The sequence below is a fragment of the Veillonella parvula genome, assembly GCF_032550495.1.
Lineage (GTDB): Bacteria > Bacillota > Negativicutes > Veillonellales > Veillonellaceae > Veillonella > Veillonella parvula_G.
Map to the genome: position 1 here is coordinate 206,124 of NZ_JAWFZJ010000002.1, position 19,869 is coordinate 225,992.

At 37.2% G+C, this 19,869-nt stretch carries 19 protein-coding genes; 14 read left to right on the forward strand and 5 right to left on the reverse strand.

The genetic code is table 11. The features are described from left to right. Window positions 1-238: 238 nt before the first annotated feature. The 4 genes from E6X37_RS05090 to E6X37_RS05105 all read left to right on the forward strand — a co-directional run bounded on the left by E6X37_RS05090 (window position 239) and on the right by E6X37_RS05105 (window position 5,202). A complete protein-coding gene (locus E6X37_RS05090) occupies window positions 239-784 on the forward strand; it encodes a beta-class carbonic anhydrase (protein ID WP_287506911.1) in 546 nt (181 codons plus the stop codon). A gap of 546 nt (window positions 785-1,330) precedes the next feature. Further along, complete coding sequence (gene bioD / locus E6X37_RS05095; RefSeq protein WP_024061050.1) at window positions 1,331-2,083, forward strand: dethiobiotin synthase; 753 nt, start codon at window positions 1,331-1,333, stop codon at window positions 2,081-2,083. 201 nt (window positions 2,084-2,284) lie between these two features. Then, complete coding sequence (bioA, locus tag E6X37_RS05100; protein WP_287506913.1) at window positions 2,285-3,673, forward strand: adenosylmethionine--8-amino-7-oxononanoate transaminase; 1,389 nt, start codon at window positions 2,285-2,287, stop codon at window positions 3,671-3,673. 188 nt (window positions 3,674-3,861) lie between these two features. Continuing rightward, the gene (locus tag E6X37_RS05105; protein ID WP_316101940.1) at window positions 3,862-5,202 is read left to right on the forward strand and encodes an anaerobic C4-dicarboxylate transporter; all 1,341 of its coding nucleotides are present in this window, start codon (window positions 3,862-3,864) and stop codon (window positions 5,200-5,202) included. Between the two features lie 81 nt (window positions 5,203-5,283). Here E6X37_RS05105 and E6X37_RS05110 read toward each other — a convergent pair whose 3' ends face one another. From E6X37_RS05110 to E6X37_RS05120, 3 genes are all read right to left on the reverse strand, one after another. Then, on the reverse strand, window positions 5,284-5,694 hold the full coding sequence (locus tag E6X37_RS05110) for a Fur family transcriptional regulator (protein WP_008603029.1): 411 nt from the start codon (window positions 5,692-5,694) through the stop codon (window positions 5,284-5,286). A 230-nt stretch (window positions 5,695-5,924) separates the two neighbouring features. Continuing rightward, window positions 5,925-6,743 carry a metal ABC transporter permease gene (locus E6X37_RS05115; protein WP_120055670.1) on the reverse strand — a complete coding sequence of 273 codons (819 nt, stop codon included), beginning with the start codon at window positions 6,741-6,743 and terminating at the stop codon, window positions 5,925-5,927. After that, window positions 6,736-7,497, reverse strand: a complete 762-nt coding sequence (locus tag E6X37_RS05120; protein WP_316689658.1) for a metal ABC transporter ATP-binding protein — start codon at window positions 7,495-7,497, stop codon at window positions 6,736-6,738. Before E6X37_RS05120 ends, E6X37_RS05115 begins: the two co-directional genes overlap by 8 nt. A 147-nt stretch (window positions 7,498-7,644) precedes the next feature. Here E6X37_RS05120 and E6X37_RS05125 point away from each other — a divergent pair, with 147 nt between their 5' ends. The 4 genes from E6X37_RS05125 (at window position 7,645) to E6X37_RS05140 (ending at window position 11,267) form a co-directional block, all read left to right on the forward strand. Further along, window positions 7,645-8,559: a metal ABC transporter substrate-binding protein gene (locus E6X37_RS05125; protein ID WP_004693983.1), complete on the forward strand. Its 915-nt coding sequence runs from the start codon at window positions 7,645-7,647 to the stop codon at window positions 8,557-8,559. Window positions 8,560-8,910: 351 nt separating this feature from the next. Beyond that, window positions 8,911-9,582, forward strand: coding sequence for a hypothetical protein (locus E6X37_RS05130; RefSeq protein WP_021147682.1), 672 nt, complete (start codon window positions 8,911-8,913; stop codon window positions 9,580-9,582). Window positions 9,583-9,881: 299 nt separating this feature from the next. Continuing rightward, window positions 9,882-10,565, forward strand: a complete 684-nt coding sequence (locus E6X37_RS05135; RefSeq protein ID WP_215676276.1) for a hypothetical protein — start codon at window positions 9,882-9,884, stop codon at window positions 10,563-10,565. Window positions 10,566-10,637: 72 nt separating this feature from the next. Further along, entirely contained in the window at window positions 10,638-11,267 is a 630-nt protein-coding gene (locus E6X37_RS05140; protein WP_120055666.1) for a hypothetical protein, read from the forward strand. Between the two features lie 56 nt (window positions 11,268-11,323). Here E6X37_RS05140 and fliB read toward each other — a convergent pair whose 3' ends face one another. Beyond that, the gene (gene fliB, locus E6X37_RS05145; protein WP_120055664.1) at window positions 11,324-12,229 is read right to left on the reverse strand and encodes a flagellin lysine-N-methylase; all 906 of its coding nucleotides are present in this window, start codon (window positions 12,227-12,229) and stop codon (window positions 11,324-11,326) included. A gap of 160 nt (window positions 12,230-12,389) precedes the next feature. On the opposite strand from fliB, the gene E6X37_RS05150 reads away from it, so the two are divergent. From E6X37_RS05150 to E6X37_RS05160, 3 genes are all read left to right on the forward strand, one after another. Then, complete coding sequence (locus tag E6X37_RS05150) at window positions 12,390-12,953, forward strand: PepSY domain-containing protein (protein WP_004693970.1); 564 nt, start codon at window positions 12,390-12,392, stop codon at window positions 12,951-12,953. A gap of 515 nt (window positions 12,954-13,468) precedes the next feature. Then, the gene (locus tag E6X37_RS05155; RefSeq protein ID WP_004693968.1) at window positions 13,469-14,089 is read left to right on the forward strand and encodes a hypothetical protein; all 621 of its coding nucleotides are present in this window, start codon (window positions 13,469-13,471) and stop codon (window positions 14,087-14,089) included. Window positions 14,090-14,247: 158 nt separating this feature from the next. Then, entirely contained in the window at window positions 14,248-14,526 is a 279-nt protein-coding gene (locus tag E6X37_RS05160; RefSeq protein WP_004693966.1) for a PepSY domain-containing protein, read from the forward strand. 531 nt (window positions 14,527-15,057) lie between these two features. On the opposite strand, the gene alr is transcribed toward E6X37_RS05160, so the two are convergent. Next, on the reverse strand, window positions 15,058-16,170 hold the full coding sequence (gene alr / locus E6X37_RS05165; RefSeq protein WP_316689660.1) for an alanine racemase: 1,113 nt from the start codon (window positions 16,168-16,170) through the stop codon (window positions 15,058-15,060). Window positions 16,171-16,529: 359 nt separating this feature from the next. Here alr and E6X37_RS05170 point away from each other — a divergent pair, with 359 nt between their 5' ends. The 3 genes from E6X37_RS05170 to merA all read left to right on the forward strand — a co-directional run bounded on the left by E6X37_RS05170 (window position 16,530) and on the right by merA (window position 19,777). Further along, window positions 16,530-17,480 carry a 2-hydroxyacid dehydrogenase gene (locus E6X37_RS05170; RefSeq protein WP_316689661.1) on the forward strand — a complete coding sequence of 317 codons (951 nt, stop codon included), beginning with the start codon at window positions 16,530-16,532 and terminating at the stop codon, window positions 17,478-17,480. A gap of 235 nt (window positions 17,481-17,715) precedes the next feature. Further along, window positions 17,716-18,108 carry an Hg(II)-responsive transcriptional regulator gene (gene merR, locus E6X37_RS05175; RefSeq protein ID WP_001863748.1) on the forward strand — a complete coding sequence of 131 codons (393 nt, stop codon included), beginning with the start codon at window positions 17,716-17,718 and terminating at the stop codon, window positions 18,106-18,108. Window positions 18,109-18,136: 28 nt separating this feature from the next. Continuing rightward, complete coding sequence (gene merA, locus E6X37_RS05180) at window positions 18,137-19,777, forward strand: mercury(II) reductase (protein WP_001031935.1); 1,641 nt, start codon at window positions 18,137-18,139, stop codon at window positions 19,775-19,777. Window positions 19,778-19,869: the final 92 nt, after the last annotated feature.

A 19,869-nucleotide genomic window follows, 5' to 3' on the forward strand; every position in this document is an offset into this window, starting at 1 on the left:
TATGTCAGAATTATACAGAATATTCATCGCATTTTTGAAGATTTTATATGATTGATATAAATAAAAATTAATTATAAGATAGGAGTTAATATTATTGAGTTAAAGATTTTGTATAATCTTAAAATTCATAATAATAATTTATAACTTGTAATTTAAACTTGTTTTGTGATGAATAAGGTGTATATAATGAATAGGATCTATTTCAGTTGGGAATAGAGTATATAAAGTGAGGACCCTTATGATTGATATTACGAATATAATTGAAACCAATAAAGATTATGTAAAACATCATCCTGAGCTACCAAAGGCAGGGTTAACAAGCCATCCTACAAAAAAGTTAGCCATCGTAACTTGTATGGATACCCGCTTAGTAGGTATGCTAGAAGAAGCACTAGGCTTTAATCGAGGCGAGATAATTGTCATTAAAACTGCAGGCAATAGTGTAACACAACCTATCGATAACATCGTGCAAAGCTTGCTCGTTGCTACCTATGGTATGGAAATTGAAGATGTGCTAATTATCGGTCATGAAAACTGTGGTATGATTGATTTTTCTGCTACTACATTCATGGAATCTATGAAAGCAAAAGGTATCAGTGAAGATGCTATTCGCATGATTGAACCGGGCCTTATCGACTGGATGGATCGATTCCATATCTCTGAAGACAATGTAATTTATACAGTTAACTTCCTATGCCACCATCCACTATTTCCAAAAGGAATGGGTTTCTATGGAGGCATGATGGATCCTGATACAGGCGAATTTCGCTACCTCGAAATCTAGGCTAAGATTTGATGGGGCCCAAGTTGATTTGTACATTTAGGTGAAAAAGAACGATAACTAACCTCTATGCTCCAAAGCGAGCTAAGTCGCTAATCGGTTAGTCATCACTCTTTTTATAACTGTATTTGTGAACTCGTCCCATCGAGTCTATTCATAAATCAATAAAACAAAATTCACTGTATCAAATGAGTAAGGGACGAAAAAGTTATCGTTCTTTTCCCATATAGCCAACCTATTATTATCGTATTTAAAGTAGCGGTCTGTGACTCTATGGGACTAATACCGCGATAATGTTATAAAAAGCTGTGTCCCTAAGCGAAGTGCGACTTAGTTTACTATGGAGCGCGGAGGTTAGGGACACAGCTTTTTAGCTAAAATGTAGCGATGTATTCGGGCCCCATAGAGTCATAGCATCGTAAACTTGAACAGTAATAATAGGTTGACTATATATTCCTTTTCGCTGTATATTGTAATTAGATTGTAAACTTAATCATATAAATCAGTTAACCTATGCGGCAGTAAGTATTCGCTTGAGAGGAGCTTTGTATGAAGCAGTTAGGTATTTCTATAATTGGTACAGATACAGATGTAGGTAAGACGTTTGTGACAGGGTTATTGGGGGCGATGGCTGTAGACGATGGCTTTGCTGTTGGTATGGTGAAACCTGTGTCTTCTAGTGCAGTTCCTTTCCCTGAATGTGTGACGATGGATGAGGATAATTATAATATTGGCCTTGAGAGTAAAGATGCAACACATTTGATGCGCTCGGCAGGTATTCCTGAATCTCGTCGTCATGAAGTGAATCCTTATGCTATTGCCGGTGATTTCTCCCCTCGCCTTGCAGCGGAATTGGCTGGTATCGAGATTGACTATGACGGCCTTGTAGAACATACATTAGATGTAGTGAGTCGCTATGACATAACCTTTGTAGAAGGTGCTGGCGGCATTACGACTCCTCTCTATGGAGATAAAACTTTCACGGATCTTATGAAAGATATCAAATTACCAGCTATTGTTGTAGCAGATGGTCGGCTTGGCTCTATTAATCGCGCCGTTTTGACTTGCGAATATGCTAAGTTGCATGGTATCGAGGTGAAAGCTATTATCGTAAATGATACAACAGCTGTAGACCTGTTTTTGTTGAAAACAAATGTGGCAGATATGGAGCGTTACACAGGTGTTCCTGTAGTAGCTGTAGTGCCCCCATACCAAGGTCCGGATATTCACAAGGTTCAACTTGGATGGGCTCGTTCCTTTATTAATTCTAAGGAATTATGGAACACAGTATTAGGTCTATAAATAATAATTGGCTGATTTTATATTAGCTATAGCAATTTTATATATGTTAGAAGTGATATTGAGTACATATTAACAGTAATTTTGAGACGTATTAAATTTGTAATTTAGCATACCTTAGATTGGGCAACTTAATTTAGTTTATATAAGGTATATGTGATATAGAGTTATAGTTTGTAAACTTAGTAAGTATGAGGTGACGAAATGGCAGAGAAACAGCTTTCACAAGCAGCACAATGGGACCACGAGTTTGTATGGCATCCATTTACACAAATGCAAGATTGGCTAGTACAAGAGCCCGTAGTAATTGAACGCGGTGAGGGGGTATACCTCATCGATGAGAACGGTAAAAAGTATTACGATGGCGTATCCTCCTTGTGGGTTAATATTCATGGTCACAACCATCCTGTATTGAACCAAGCATTGAAGGATCAAATCGATAAAATTGCACATAGCACATTATTAGGTCTCGTAAGTCCTCCGTCTGCGCAATTGTGTAAAGAACTTGTAGAGCTTGCTCCAGAAGGCTTAGATAAAGTATTCCTCTCTGATGATGGCAGTACAGCTATCGAAGTGGCTATTAAAATGGCTTATCAATATCGTCAGCAAGTGGGTCAAACTAAGAAAACTAAGTTTATTGCCCTCAATGCAGGCTATCATGGGGATACATTAGGTACCGTATCCGTAGGTGGTATTCAATTATTCCATCAAGTATTCCATAATCTATTATTTAAACCATTGACTTTGCCAAGCCCTGGTGTATATAGAGATTTGGCAGATCGAGATAAAGCCTTTGAAGAGTCGTTGACTGAATTGGAACGCATCCTTAACGAAGAAGGTGATGAAATCACAGCTCTTGTTATGGAACCATTGGTGCAAGCCGCGGCGGGCATGCTCGTAATGCCTCACGGCTATTTGAAACGAGTTCGTGAGTTAACAGAACAACACGATGTATTCCTCATCGTTGACGAAGTAGCTACTGGCTTTGGTCGAACTGGTAAATTCTTTGCTTGTGAGCATGAAGGTGTATCTCCAGATTTTATGACCTTATCCAAAGGCATCACTGGTGGGTACCTTCCATTAGCGGCAACATTGACTACAAAACGCGTATTCGATGCATTCCTTGGCACCTTTGAAGAAAAGAAAACCTTCTATCATGGTCACTCCTATACCGGTAATGCCTTGGCCTGTGCCGTTGCGTTGGCTTCTTTGAAAGTATTCCGTGATGAAAAGGTAATTGAACAATTGCCTGCTAAAGTAGAAGCTTTCACAAAGGCTTTAGAACCTATTAAGTCATTGAAGCATGTTAAAGAGGTTCGTCAGCGAGGCCTCATCGTAGGTATTGAACTTGAAAAAAATGTGGCAACTCACGAAGCGTATCGCCCGAATGATGCGGTCGGTGCTAAGGTGGCAATCCTCGCCCGTGAGCAAGGGCTTATCTGTCGTCCTATCGGTGACGTGGTTATTCTCATGCCTCCATTGGTATCCACTGTGGAACAATTAGAGGATATGGTTCGTATTGTGGGTGAAAGTATCCAACGTGCAACTGAGGAAGAGGGGATACTTGAAGATATGCGCCCAATTATTTTATAATTCTAAATTAATTATTGGAAAGCTACACCTATTGTCTTTTGTTAGTAGTTTAAGGCAATGGGGTGTAGTTTTTTTGGTATAGCATATCGAAATTTCGTCATATTTTAAACTATAGACTATACATTGCCAAAATTCGATGATTATTTAGCATATCTATGATACTATATATGTATAAAGGAGGTCATCGTATGGACATTTATGTAATTATGCAAGTTATTATTTTATTTGGTGCCATCTTCCTCGGTGTTCGCCTAGGTGGCATGGGCATCGGTTACGCTGGCGGCCTTGGGGTTGTGTTGTTAAGCCTTGGTATGGGGATGTTTCCGGGACAGATTCCATGGGATGTAATTCTGATTATCATGTCTGCTATCGCAGCCATCTGTGCTTTACAGTTAGCCGGCGGTCTTGATTATTTAGTGCGCATTGCTGAAAGTATTTTGCGTAAAAATCCTAAGCATATCAACTACTTAGCACCAACTGTTACGTATTTCTTAACTATTTTAGCGGGTACTGGTCATACAGCATTCTCTATGATTCCAGTAATTGTAGAGGTGGCGAAAAGTGAAAACATTAAGCCATCTGTGCCATTATCCATCGCCGTTGTAGCAAGCCAAATTGGTATCACAGCGAGTCCTGTATCGGCAGCAGTAGTTGCTATGAGTGGATTCCTTGAACCATATGGTGTTAACTATCCTACATTGCTTGCCATCTGTATTTCCACAACATTCGTAGGGGTTATGATTACGGCATTTATCATGTCTACCTTTGCGAATAATGATTTATCTTCTGATCCAGTATATCAAGAACGTTTGGCGGCAGGTCACGTGACGCCACCTCGTGAAAAAAGCACTGATTTCCATTTAAAACCAGGCGCAAAAACTTCTGTATTAATCTTCTTGATTGGTATCATTTGTATCGTATTCTACGCAACAGCAATTTCCAAAAATATTGGTATTATTAAACCAGTTATTTTTGGTCGAAACGATGCTATCATCGGATTTATGATGATTATTGCGGCTGCTATAACATTCTTCTGTAAGCTTGATACAGCAGAACTTGTTAATACAAGTACATTCAAATCTGGCTTATCTGCTTGTGTTTGCGTACTAGGTGTAGCATGGTTGGGCGATACCTTTGTAAAAGGTCATATTCCTGAAATTAAAGCACTCGCTTCTAGCATGGTAACAGCATATCCGTTCCTATTGGCGGTAGCCTTCTTCTTTGCAAGTACATTGTTGTATAGTCAAGCGGCAACTACGCAAGCTTTGGTACCAGCTGTAATTCTAGCTCTCGGTATTACACCAGAGAACACAGGATCCGTTTATATTATTATCGCATCCTTTGCAGCTGTATCTGCACTCTTTGTATTGCCTACATATCCAACACTTTTGGGGGCTGTACAAATGGACGATACGGGCTCTACACGAATTGGTAAACTCGTATTTAACCATCCGTTCTTCATACCTGGCGTACTTGCTATTGCCATCTCCGTAGCACTCGGTTTCTTAGTGGCTCCGTTGATGCTGTAATTGGTGAAAGCTAAATACGGTTAATTCCAAAGTATACGCTAAAACGTTAAAGGACGTAACTACAGTGTTACGTCCTTTTTGTTATTTATTTTTATCCTTACAGTTTCTACAGATTCCAGCAATCTCTAAGTGATGTTCCGTCACAGTAAATCCTGCTTTGCTGAGTTCTTTAGGCATTTCTACGACAGGACAGGTATGGAGTGGTATCATAGCACCACAGCTCGTACATACAGCATAGTGGCGGTGTGTATGAGGGGTGATTTCATAATATGCCATATCACTACCCATGAGCGTGGTACGTGTAACGATACCCTTAGTTTCTAATAGTTCAAGTGTACGGTAGATAGTAGACATCCAAGTAGTGCTACCGTCACCTAAGCGTTCTGCGATTTCAAGGGCTGTAATGGGTTTATCTGTAGTTGTTAATACAGACCAAATGGCTTCGCGCTGTTTGGTCTTTTTTATGCCTTCTGGCCAAGTTGTTGTATTCATAGCTCTCTTTCGATTCTATTTTAATACTAAACATGCTATACACCTGTATAGTTAAATGACTTATATGGCTAATAGAATATCAAATATGCTATCGCATTTGGTTAGATATATTTTTATATTTAACTAGTTATATTTTTTAATCTACTAGCTGTATTATTTGACTCTAACTAGTTATATTACTCTAACTAGCTATAATATTTATGCCTAAATATATAAATTATTGTTTTAGCTTATCTACTAAACTGAAAGCGTCGTATGATGGTGCGAATATTTTTAATGACTAACACTACCAGTAAAATACCTACCGACGTTAGGGACACGAAGCCACCAGGTGCTACGTTAAGGAAGTAGGATCCAAAAAGTCCGATAATCATGGCAAGTAAGCTAAATCCAATGGAGCATAATAAAGTTATTTTAAATCCTTTTTCTAATTGTAATGCAGATGCTACTGGTAATGCAATCATGGCACTCAATACGAGAACACCAACGATTTTAATAGAAATGGATACGGCGGCAGCCATTAAGATAGCAAAGATATAGTTGATAAAATCTACCTTAACACCTGCTACACGAGCCGCTTCTTCATCGTAAGCGATGTAGAGTAAGGAGTTATACAAAAAGTATAGCGTTAATACTGATAAAATGGTGAGCACTGCAATACTAATCATATCGGTTGCGTTTACCGTTAGGATGCTACCAAAAAAGAATACATTTGCGTTAGCCTTTAGTTTGCCTGAGCTAATAAGCGTAATAGCTGTACCAATGCTGAGGGATAAGATTATAGTAAGAATCAAATCGAGATGGTGTGAAAAATATTTTCGCAAGAACTCGATGAGTGCACCGCAGATAGCAGTAAAGATAAAAGCCCCTAAAATTGGATTAGTATTCGTCAATAAACCTAGCGTAATACCTGCTAGAGATGCATGACTCATGGTGTCCCCAATCATACTGGAACGGCGTAGCACCATGAAGATACCAATACATGGACATAAAAGAGAAATACAAATCGCTACGAAGAAGGCATTTTGCATGAAATCATAATTAAACATGGTGCACCTCCTCAATTGTGGTATCATCGGCCTGAGCCTGAGACTCTGTTGTTACATCTGTGAAACAGGAGCAGTTTTTGTGATCTATTGGATTGCGACCTGTACTGTGCATGATTTCACTAGCATATTGCTCAGGGGAGCAAAGGTGACCTTGACCATTTGCAATATGGTAGATATTGGTAGAGTTGGCGAGAGCCATTTCGATATTGTGCTCAACAGAGATAATCGTAATATGGTGCTCTTGGTTCAAATTTCGAAGTAGAGCATAGATGCCCTCTTGGCTTTTTCTATCGATACCTGTTGAAGGCTCATCGAGGATGATGAGGTCAGGCTTACCGATGAGGGCGCGGGCGATAGATACACGCTGAGCTTGTCCACCTGAAAGTTTGCTGATGAGACGGTCTTTAAATTCCGTCATATGGGTAAGCTCTAATACGCGATTGACTTCCTGTTTATCCTTAATCTTTAAAAGTTTACGGTAGGAATCGAGGATTTCTTTTACCGTAATAGGAAAGCCTGCGTGAGAGAAGTCATTTTTTTGAGACACATACCGAATATTATTGGTGCTTCGCTTGATAGAGCCTTTTACAGGGGTAAGAAAACCTAAAATGAGACGGAGCAAGGTACTTTTACCACACCCATTATCCCCAACGATGGATATATAATCACCACTGTGAATATGTAAATTAAAGTCATTTAACACATAAGGCGGTTGACCTTGATAGGAAAAATAAAGATGTTCTATTGATAACATATGAAAACCACATTTCTGATTGACAAAATTCTAAGTAAGTTTATACTATAACTATATTACAAATGCAACTGAGTCGCAACTGCAACTAAAGAATGGTTTATATTCTGTATAGGCATAGCGATCAGGTTTTTACAAAGGAGGACTACGATGATCAAGAAACTGATTTTGTTAGTTGTAGGTATTATGATGGCTGCTTTATTTGCAGGTTGTGGCAACGATGCACCGAATGCACAGAAGGAACAAGCAAGTAAAAAAATCCAAGTGGTAACAAGCTTTAATGCAATGGCTGAGTTTACTAAGGCTATTGGTGGTGACAAGGTAGAGGTATCTACTATTATACCAGATGGCGTAGAACCACATGATTTCGAATTGAAGCCTGAAAATATGAAACAATTGGCAACAGCTCAAGTATTTGTGTATAACGGTTTTGGTATGGAGCCTTGGGCAAAACAAGCTATCGAAGCAGCTAAAAATGATAAACTCGTATCTGTTGTAGCTACTGAAGGTGTTGAAGCTATTAAAAATACTGACCCAGAAGAAATTAAAGAACATGGTGCAGAAGATCCTCATGCATGGTTATCTTTGAAAAATGCTAAAATTGAAGTGAAAAATATCAAGGATGCCCTTGTAAAAGTTGACCCAGCAAACAAGGATTATTATGAAAAGAATTATACTGAATACGTTGCTAAATTAGATGCAATGATTAAAAAATATGAAGAGCAATTCGCTAAAGCTCCGCATAAAAACTTTGTTACAGGCCATGCAGCATTTGCGTACCTATGCCGTGATTTTGGTTTAGAACAAAACAGTGTGGAAGATGTATTTGCTGAAGGTGAACCTAATGCAGCACAATTGGCTAAACTCATCGAATACGCTAAAGAAAACCATATTACTACTATCTTTGCAGAAGAAATGGCTAGCCCAGAAGTATCCAAAACTTTGGCACAAGAAGTAGGTGCTAAGGTAGAAACTATTTATACTATCGAAAGCAACGAAGATAATAAAACATACTTAGAACGTATGGATGAAAACCTTACAAAAATTGCAGCATCTTTGCAATAAGATAAACGAAAAGGCGGCCCCTAGTGGGGCTGCTTTTTTGCGTTATAATAGGTTAGAATAATGTCTTAAAATTTGAATTATATAGTATAATATATTAATAGATGAAATAAAAAGGAAACCTAATATGGTTATCATTAATAAATCAGGGGTTGCTGATGAAAGGGCTTGACCATAGTTATTATTTTGAAGGGGCAAGTTACCTATAAGCAATTTGGTCTAAATCTTTGGATAACGGGAATTTCTTTTTACATAATATCCTTCATCTTTGGTGTGGGAGGTATAATGTTGTCCATGACGGTTTAAATATAGTTTGTGTTACAATTAAAGAAATATAGGTGTTTTGGAGGTTTTATGGAAACAAAATGGTATTCAGATATTTGGCAGCTTGTGGTAGCTCCCTTTAAACGCGGTATTCCACAGATTGTAGAGCATGGATCTTGTCGAAAAGGGTTCTATGCTACAGTAGCTTTGGCATTGGTGGCATTCGTATTTTCAAATATTCTACCTACTTTTTTGAGTATGATATTTGTGGATAAACTTAGTGTTGCACTTACTGGTGCGGCGGCTCTTTCTGGGGCCGGTATATTAGGCCTAGCGGTTGGCTTGCTATTTGCTTTTATTGGTATTGCTATTTATTCTGCGATTTTCTCTTGGGTCGCCAATAAATTTGATGCCCATACTACATATGAGTCTGTGTTAAAAATCATGTGGTACGAACAAGCTTATAATCAGATTATGGGCTTAGTATATTTCATTGGCTTCCTATTACTATCATTGCCATTTTTGCTGCTACTAGGCTCTCATCCTGATTCTACAGTAGGTAGTATTGTATGGATAACTATTATTATATTCGCAACGATAGCTTTTGCAGTCTATACATTCTGGGTATGCTTAACATTATTGAGTCGCCAAATTAATAAATCCCATTTAGCAACTTTTGGCATTTCTATTATTACGAGTTTAATTCCTGTAATCATTTTAGGTATCTTGATTGGTATGGTAGTACTTGCTAGTTCCAGATAATTACATAACATGAAAAATATGAAAGGGGCTGTAATAAAACAGCCCTTTTCTACTAAAAAGCTATTAGCTGATTATATATAATCTTCTAATAGCTTTTCTCTGTATTTTATAAGGAAAAAGGCTTGAAAGACCCATTACATTGGGATAATTAAAGTATGAAAAGATATGTGTTTTGTGCTATAATGATGAACGGAAAATGAAAAGGAACTATTTTTTATAGTTCCTTATTGTGTGTTGTATGTTATAGTATTCAAACTTAAATGTTGTGTATGTATATTGTGTAAAAGGTGGTGATACCTATGATGGTGGGTTTAATGCAGTTTATCTATCGTTTATTAAACCCTATTGAAGAGAATAATCCTCGTATGTATCACTTTGATATTGCCTATGGGCAACTCATAGGAATGCTGCTATTAACACTCATATGTTATCAATTTACTATTGTAGGTGAAGGCGTATATTTAGATGCTATACGTGCGTTTATACGCAATTCTTCGTTATTAGTAAGGTGGGAATCGCTATCTCTTCCAGTAGGTCAACATGAAATACAACTTTTTTTGGAACAGATGGGTAGTCCTAGAGAATTTTGGAATATGGGTCGCTTTGCATGGGTAATCGGAAAAGTTATTTTCATGGCATGTATCATTATAGTTTATGCGGTTGCTCAACAGCGTAAATTTTATGTTCGAACTGTTACAACTGGTATTTTGCATATCATGTCATTTGCTCAACTTGTTGTGGCATTGATTACTTTTACAGCAGGGATTATGCTGATTTTAACTTCGGTACCATTAATACTGCAAGCAATCATTGGCTTCTGTATGATTGTGCTATGTGTTTTAAGTACCGTATTATTGTTACAAACTATTGGACGTATTGTGGGAGCATGTATTAATGGGACCCCTTATGAAGGTTTGATTCTAATGTTGATTGCTCTTTTGGTAGCACACGTGTTTGAATGGATTTATATGTTGACTCGATAAAATACATATGATATATCTAGGACGAGACATAGCTCGTCCTTTTTTACTAGTTTTAAACTAAAAGGAGCATTTATGACATGGAATAAGGATATATTGCATTTATTTACCAGGCTTAGCGAACAATCTTTTCAGAATATTATCAATTATGGATCTCATACAAGAGCCATTCTGAATCTAGTCGTATCTACTATTGTATTATATATAATGACCTATAGCTTACCGTTTATGGTGAAAGTTATATCTCCAATGCTCGGAATTAAACGGATTACTGGGTTAACTCATTTTGATGTAATTAGTATTTTAGCAAGTTCTGTATTTTTAATTTTTCAAATTATCATCGGTTCATTTGTTATATGGCGCTTACTTGTTTTATTAGGTGGTCGTGGTACTTATGGTGGGGTATTGCGCAATTATATATATGGATTAGCTTATACAAATGCACTTCGCACGGTTGTCTTAGTATTAATTCATATACTAGGGATTATTTTTTTCTCTTTGTCTCTTCAAAAATATGTAGGGGATATGGCCTATCTTATTACGATGTTCAGCCAGTATTATGCTGTGTTCATTGCAGCCCAATTAATGAGACGTTATGTTGAACTAGGTATCGTTAAAACTTATATTGTTATGTTTGTTGTGGCATTATTATCTGTCTCCGTATTGCCTCAATGGATTCGTTTTGTTCATACATTATTTAAATAATATATTGTCATAAGAATTAAAAACCGCAAGATAAATATCTTGCGGTTTTTTGCTCATTAACCCAGTTGAGCTTCGTAATGTTGTAACAATAGTTCTACATTATTTTCGTCGTATTCGATTTGTTGTGACCATCTTGCAACTTGCTTTAAGGGTTGTCCCTCTAATGCGCTGGCTATAAGTATATAGTCAGTACCATCCTTTGCATAAGCTAAGATAGATTCCAAGGAATAGTCTGATAGCATATCGATTTGGCGATACAATATATATTGGTACACTTTGTTAAATAGGCTCATATCCTCTTGCTGTATATAGGTCTGTACGGATGTGATGAGTTGGTCTAGTTTACTAGATAATGTATTAACTTGTGCTGTCCAATTCTCATCGATGGGTTCCGTTTGTTTATATAGGTCTAATAGTTCTTTGAAAGACTGTTTTGAGGGCTTTGGCGTATATTTGAATAGATTAGGATCTAAATCAAAGGCTAATAATTCAAAAACATTGTGGAGTGTTAATCGCTCCTCAGAATTGAATTCATTATGGTCATCTTCAATTGTAAAAAGGAGTAAGTCCATTGGTTCTTGTCGGGCCAATAGTTCAACCGAAGCTTCACAAGATAATCCAACGCCACATAGTTCTAAGTCTTCAATGTATTTATAAAAGCGTGGATGCATATGACAGGTATCACAAAGTCCTTCTTCTCCCAATTCAAGAACTACTTTGCATAGACCTTTTTCATTGAGTAAGGGACACATAGGTTGTGCTTTAGAAAAGATAAAATGACTGCCTTCATCATCAACAGTGATGGCTTGGCGTAAGCTTTTACCAAGAGAACCTGTCATGGAATGATAACGTTCAGCAGTAGGCTCATCTATATCGATGGTCCACAGCTGACAACATGTATTTTCGCATTGATCGGCCTTGCATTGAAATGCGTGATATATAGTGGGGTAAATTGAAATCATAGTTAGCTCACATGTAGTTACAAAAATGAATCTATGTGCATTGTATCATAGGGCGTAGGTATATGCACTAATTATATAAATAAAGATTATAAACCGCGTTGATTTAGTGTATAATTGTATATATATTGTTATGATAACTGTTTGAGATATGGAGGAACCAATGAGATCATTTTTTGTAAAAGGTAGCCTTGTATTGGCCTTGGCAGCGGCATTTGGCATGCCAAATGCAAGTGCAGCCCCTTTAGTAGCTGTAGAGCCAACTGTGGCAGTTGTTGATGGCAACCATGCGGCGATTGTAGGTGCTAATGGTTTATTAAATGCTTTTATCCAAAATCATCCAAATGCAGGAATTACGGAAATCGCCTTTGATGCAGATGGAGGTCAAATTAAGTATGATGTTGAAGGTTTTGATGAATCTGGTAAGTATGAGTTAACGTATATCTATGCTACTAATCAAATCTTTGAAAAGCGCGAAGGGGACTTCCATAAATCACTAAAGAAAAAATCGTTTGATCCTCGGGAAATCTTACCGCCTGCAGCTGTGGTGAACTTTGCTTACGCCCAAACAAAAGGTAAAGCTGTGAGCCTTAATGAATGGGCTGTGCGCTATGATAAAGGTAAAATTGTCTACAAAGTTAGCTTTGGTACAGCAGATAATAAAGAGGTACATGTGCGTATGGATGCAATGAATGGTAAATTGCTATCTGTTAAATTTGACGATTAATATATGATTGACTAGTTATTATATCTTAATAGTGCCTAGTTATTTTATTCTGAATATAATAATTAAATGCCTTAATACTATTTTTCTTAAAAAAATAACTAGTATTGAGGCATTTTTTGTGAAAGTTTGCTCATGAATGTGAAATTTTAGATATCGATACGTATATTTTGAAGCCGTTTATCCCTTATATATGGGATAAACGGCTTTTGATATGTTTTTCATGGAATTTTTAAGTATAAAGTAAATCCCATAGGATTTCATAGGAATTATATATAAATTCATTCTAAACTCACTATAAAATAAGCTTTTAACAGTGCTTCTACATTTTGACTTCATAGACTGTCGATAGTATGTGTACCAGTCGAAAGACATACTCAAGTATATCTGAAATTTCCAAGCTATATATCTACAAGTCCATGCTAGATATATGTTTTGGAACTTACATGATGACATTGAGTTGACTGGAAATATACATGCGTAAAGTTGCATGTATATGAATTAATAAGGAGGACAATATGAAAAAATCTATTTTAAAAAGTAGTATTGCTTTAGCAGTGGCTGGCGTATTTGGTGCCACTGTAGCTGTAACAGCAGCTGAACCAGTAACTCCAATGCCTGTTACGCAAGAAACAGCGAGTACAGCGACTCCAGCACAACCAGTTACTGATCCAGTAGTTCCTACTGTAGCGGTGGCTCCAGATGTGGCTACTACTGCAGTTGCACCTAAAACTCCGGTAGCTCCTGTAGCAGAAGCTAATCAAGTAGGTACAGCAGTTCGTAATACTACACCAGTTCCAACAGCTACACAAGATGTTAAAACACCAGTAGCTCAAGAAACTGTAGTGCCTAGTACAGAAAATCCTGCAGCAGCGGTCCCTTCTATTGAAACTGCATCTGTAGCTAAAGCTCCTAGTGAACCAAGAGTAGTACGCAGTGGTGATAAAAAATCTGATTCTGTAGCGAAGCATGGTAAAGAAGTTAAAAATACTAAAAAAGCTGCAGTAGATAAAGCGCCTAAAGTAAAAGTTGTGAAAGACGAAAAAAAAGCTGATAAAGAAGAGCCTACTAAAGAGGAAAAAAAAACTCTAAAAGTAGAAAATCACAACCTAGCACAACCAACCAGCAAGAAGGCGTAGTAGACCAAAATAGTATTTTCGTAGTTGGTGCTAATTATTTAATTGACCAATTCGAAAGCAAATTTGGAAACTCCAAAATTACAAATGTATCTTTCAAAACTCAAGGTAAAACTGCCATCTATGAAGTAGTTGGTTTTAATACTAGTGGTGCTCATTCTATGACTCTAGATGTGGCTACTGGTAATGTAACTGATGGTACTCCTAAAGCATACGATGCATCCATGGAAGCTAGTGCTATTGATGCCGGAACAGTAATACCTCCACATGTGGCAATTAATGCAGCTTTCGTACAGTCTGGCAAGGTAGCGACTGGTATTAATGCGTGGTCTCTTGCTAATCAAAATGGAAAATCACTATATACCATAGAGTTCCATGATGCACAAAATAAACCGATATCCGTTGTATTGGATGCTAAAACAGGGACGGTAGCAAAATAAGTTGATCTCCTATTCTATAGCGCTGTAAAGCAAACCCTTTCAAAAACGAACACTAAGCACTCAAAACTATACACACATAACATAAGTACACTTACACACACATACACAACACATAAAACACACAAAAACACACACAATAAACAACACACACAATAAACAATTACACACAGCCCTCTGGATTGGATAGACAAACATTGACTCTCTCCTATGCCGTCTGTCGTTCAGAGGGCCCCTTATGAATTGTGGTTCCCTCCGAATCATAAGATTATATACTTGGTATATATACTCTCTCTCACAATAAGAACGTAACTGCTTTACAGCACGCTGGGTATAGGAGAGCAAGAAAGCCCGTATCACATGTAGACCGCTGCATGTGATACGGGCTTTTTTTGTAAGAAAATTTCTTTATATCAAATGGTAGATATAAGATTATAAGTTTTTAGTAAAGGTAAAAAGAGCAGATGTTATAGGAAGCATCTGCTCTTTTGTTATGAATATAGACTCTTATGAGATCTAACATGGTTGTTTTATTTATATATATTGTCGCGGTACTCGTTCTGAGAATCCACAGAATATTTCGTATGGAATAGTAGAAGCAAGGGCTGCAATTTCTAGTGCAGAAATACTTTCATGACCTTGGGAACCTAGAAGAACCACCTTATCGCCTGGCTTTACGGTAATTGTATCTGGAACGGCGACCATGAATTGGTCCATACAAATGCGACCTACTACAGGGCAACGCGTACCATGAATCAGTACGGTACCTCGATTGGATAAACTCCGAGGATAACCATCCGCATAGCCTACCGGGATAGTAGCAATCGTCATTGGCTCAGTTGTGATATAGGTAGACCCATATCCAATGCCTTCGCCAGCAGGGATATGTTGTACATGAACAACTTCACTATGGAAAGATAAAACAGGTTTTAAGCCCAATCGATTTGGCACATCAAGGGATGGCATGATACCGTATTGAATAATACCAGGACGAGCATCTGTGAATAGACTATCTTTGACAGATAAAAGACCTGCACTGTTGGCGAGGGAGAAACGGTAATCTGCTTCTGGACGGAATGCTCGTATTTCATCTACCATGCGATGAAATTTTTGCGTTTGGCTATGGGCGTGTGATTGATCCGCCGCATCAGCATTGCTCATGTGGGAGAAGAATCCGTCTATTTCCAAATTTTCGTAGGACTCAATGCGTTTGATAAATTCAATGGCATCCTCAGGCTTGATACCGATGCGATGCATGCCTGTATCAACGGCAACAGCAACGCGAATAATCATGTCGTGATTATCGGCTACTTTATCGAGTGCTTCCAAGTCTGTAGATTCACAAACAGCAGGAATGGAATTCGTATCTGCCACAAGCTCAAAAGATTGTGGCCTTGTGAGACCTAATAGATAAATAGGCACCATAATACCTGCGTTGCGAAGAGGTACAGACTCTTCCGGAATAGCAACGGCTAAGGATTCGTAACCTTCCTCCACAGCAATACGGCCCATCATAACGCTGCCGTGGCCGTAGCCATTGGCCTTGATAACAGCTGTAGATGTGCTCCACTCAGGCAAACTATCTTTAATTTTACGCAAATTCTCGCGAACGAGACTTGTATTTATGGTCAAATAGGTGGGTCTCATGGTATTCCTCAATTCTATATAACATTACTCTTATTTTATAACTTTTGGGGAATTACACAATACTTTTGTGAAAGTTTTATACAGAAAAATTAGTTATATTTTTAATTTTATAGCTCTTCTGCATATATTATATACAATAATTGTGAAAGAATACTAATTAATATGGTTAGATGTGTTATTTAGGCTATATATTATAGTATTATTTATATAAATGATGTTTTTGATTCTATAGATATTTGTACCAATTCTATAGATAATAGTATAATTTATATGGATAAATTCTTTATATATTTGATATATATCTATAAAAGTAATTGAGTAAACTTTTTCTTATTTTTTTAGTTGTTTAGGAGGTTCTCATGAGTGAACGTGTAGTAGTGGTAAACGCAAGTAAAATGAATTATGACCATGCATTAGATTTCTCCATATTATCTAATGATGTACAGGTTTATGATAACAGTACAAATACTGAGCTTATCGAACGCATTCAGGGTGCTCGCGTAGTAGTAACAAAAGAGATTTCTGTTACTGCTGAGTTACTTTCACAATTTCCAGATACAGTAAAGCTCATCGTAGAAGCCGGTACAGGCTATAATAATATTAACCTTGACGCAGCAAAGAAAAAGGGCATCACTGTGTGCAATATTCCTGCGTATAGCACAGAGCGTGTAGCACATACAGTGATCATGATGATCCTCAATTTTGCATCCACTATGCAGCAACAAATTGGTATGCTTGTTAAAGGTGATCGCAGCAATTTCACGAAATACCTTCAAGTGAGCCATACAGAAGTGAATGGTAAAACCTTAGGTGTTGTCGGAGCTGGTCATATCGGTATGGAAGTTATCAAAGTAGCAAAAGCGCTAGGTATGAACATCTTAGTGCATACACGTACACCAAAGTCTGATGGTGATGGCATTCGTTATGTAAGTCTTGATGAATTACTTGAAAATAGTGATTATATTACATTGCATTGCCCATTGAATGACCAAACTAAACATCTTATTAATAAAGAAACAATTGGTAAGATGAAGCCTAATGCAGTTATCGTGAATACGGGGCGTGGTCCTCTTATTAATGAAGCAGACCTTTGTAAAGCATTAGCAGCCAAACGCATTGCAGGTGCAGGTCTCGATGTACAAGAGGTAGAACCACCAGTTGAGGATAGCCCTCTTTATACCCTAGATAATGTTATCATTACTCCACACATGGGTTGGAAAGGCCTTGAAACACGTCAACGCTTGGTAGGAATCATTCGTGACAATGTACAAGCCTTCTTTAAGGGTGAACCAATCAATGTTGTATCTTGATAGAATTTTAATAATTATAGGGTCTTCGGAATATATAGTGGAATTACTTTCTTAATAGTTTAAAAACAACTGGTGTTTAAATCGGATTTTCTGGTGGGATGTTAGGATAATCAATAGTATTATATAAAAGTATCAATCACATACGAGTGATACTTTGGGGAAAAAATAAAATAGTCCAATTTACTTGACCGTGTACTATGGTACATGGTTTATAATATTCAGGGGGTGAAATAAGATGATTTATCGCATTAGTGAGTTTGCAGATAAATGTGGAGTTAATAAAGAAACGATCAGATATTACGAGCGAAAAAATTTATTACAAGAACCTCACCGAACGGAAGCTGGTTATCGGATATATTCATATGATGACGTTAAGCGTGTTGGGTTTATTAAACGAATACAGGAACTTGGTTTCTCTTTAAGCGAGATTTATAAATTACTTGGTGTTGTAGATAAAGATGAAGTTCGTTGTCAAGATATGTTCGAATTTGTTTCTAAAAAACAAAAGGAAGTGCAAAAACAAATAGAGGATTTAAAACGAATTGAAACTATGTTAGACGACTTAAAACAACGATGTCCAGATGAAAAGCAATTACATTCGTGTCCAATAATAGAAACATTAACATGAGAGATTAATTAACGAAAGGAGCTTTTTTATGAATAAATTTAAGGTAAACATTTCAGGAATGACTTGTACGGGTTGTGAAAAACACGTAGAATCAGCACTTGAAAAGATAGGTGCTAAAAATATTGAGTCTAGTTATCGTCGTGGTGAAGCAGTATTTGAACTGCCCGATGATATTGAGGTTGAAAGTGCAATAAAGGCGATTGATGAAGCAAATTACCAAGCCGGAGAAATTGAAGAAGTATCATCACTAGAAAACGTGGCGTTAATTAATGAAGACAATTATGACCTTCTTATTATTGGTTCTGGTGCTGCTGCCTTTTCTTCGGCAATTAAAGCTATAGAATACGGTGCAAAAGTTGGAATGATTGAGCGTGGAACGGTTGGGGGAACCTGTGTGAATATTGGCTGTGTTCCGTCAAAAACTCTTCTTAGGGCAGGGGAAATCAATCATTTATCAAAAGACAATCCGTTTATAGGTTTACAAACATCCGCTGGAGAAGTGGATTTAGCTAGTTTAATCACGCAAAAGGATAAATTGGTGAGCGAACTTCGGAATCAAAAATATATGGATTTAATTGATGAATATAATTTTGATTTAATTAAAGGTGAAGCAAAATTCGTTGATGCTAGTACGGTTGAGGTTAATGGGGCAAAGTTATCTGCAAAACGCTTTTTAATTGCAACAGGTGCATCGCCTTCGTTGCCCCAAATTTCAGGACTTGAAAAAATGGACTATTTAACTAGTACAACACTTCTTGAGTTAAAGAAAATACCAAAACGATTAACTGTAATTGGTTCAGGATACATTGGAATGGAGCTTGGACAACTATTTCATCATTTAGGTTCAGAAATAACGCTTATGCAAAGAAGTGAGCGACTTTTAAAGGAGTATGATCCTGAGATTTCAGAGTCAGTTGAAAAAGCGTTAATTGAACAGGGTATAAACCTTGTCAAAGGGGCAACTTTTGAGCGTGTTGAACAAAGTGGAGAGATAAAAAGGGTTTACGTAACAGTAAATGGCAGTAGAGAAGTCATTGAATCAGATCAGTTACTTGTTGCCACTGGAAGAAAACCAAATACGGATTCTTTAAATTTAAGTGCAGCAGGTGTTGAAACTGGAAAAAATAATGAAATCCTGATCAATGATTTTGGTCAAACAAGTAATGAAAAGATTTATGCAGCAGGAGATGTGACTTTAGGACCACAATTTGTATATGTAGCAGCCTATGAAGGTGGAATTATTACTGATAATGCTATTGGTGGATTAAACAAAAAAATAGATTTATCGGTAGTTCCTGCTGTTACGTTTACGAATCCGACGGTTGCAACGGTTGGTTTAACAGAAGAACAAGCAAAAGAGAAAGGGTATGATGTGAAGACATCTGTATTACCTTTAGATGCTGTTCCAAGAGCAATTGTAAACCGTGAAACAACCGGTGTATTTAAACTAGTAGCAGATGCAGAAACACTAAAAGTATTAGGGGTTCATATTGTATCTGAAAATGCAGGAGATGTCATCTATGCAGCATCATTAGCTGTTAAATTTGGCTTAACGATAGAAGATTTAACAGAAACCCTAGCACCATATTTAACAATGGCTGAAGGGCTAAAATTAGTTGCACTTACGTTCGATAAAGATATTTCGAAATTATCTTGTTGTGCAGGCTAAGGGAACTTTTTTACAACTCCCTATTCAAGTGAACCAGCTAATGCTTTAAGGGATTTTCTAAGTGCATTTGTGGTCACAAAAATAATTTAACA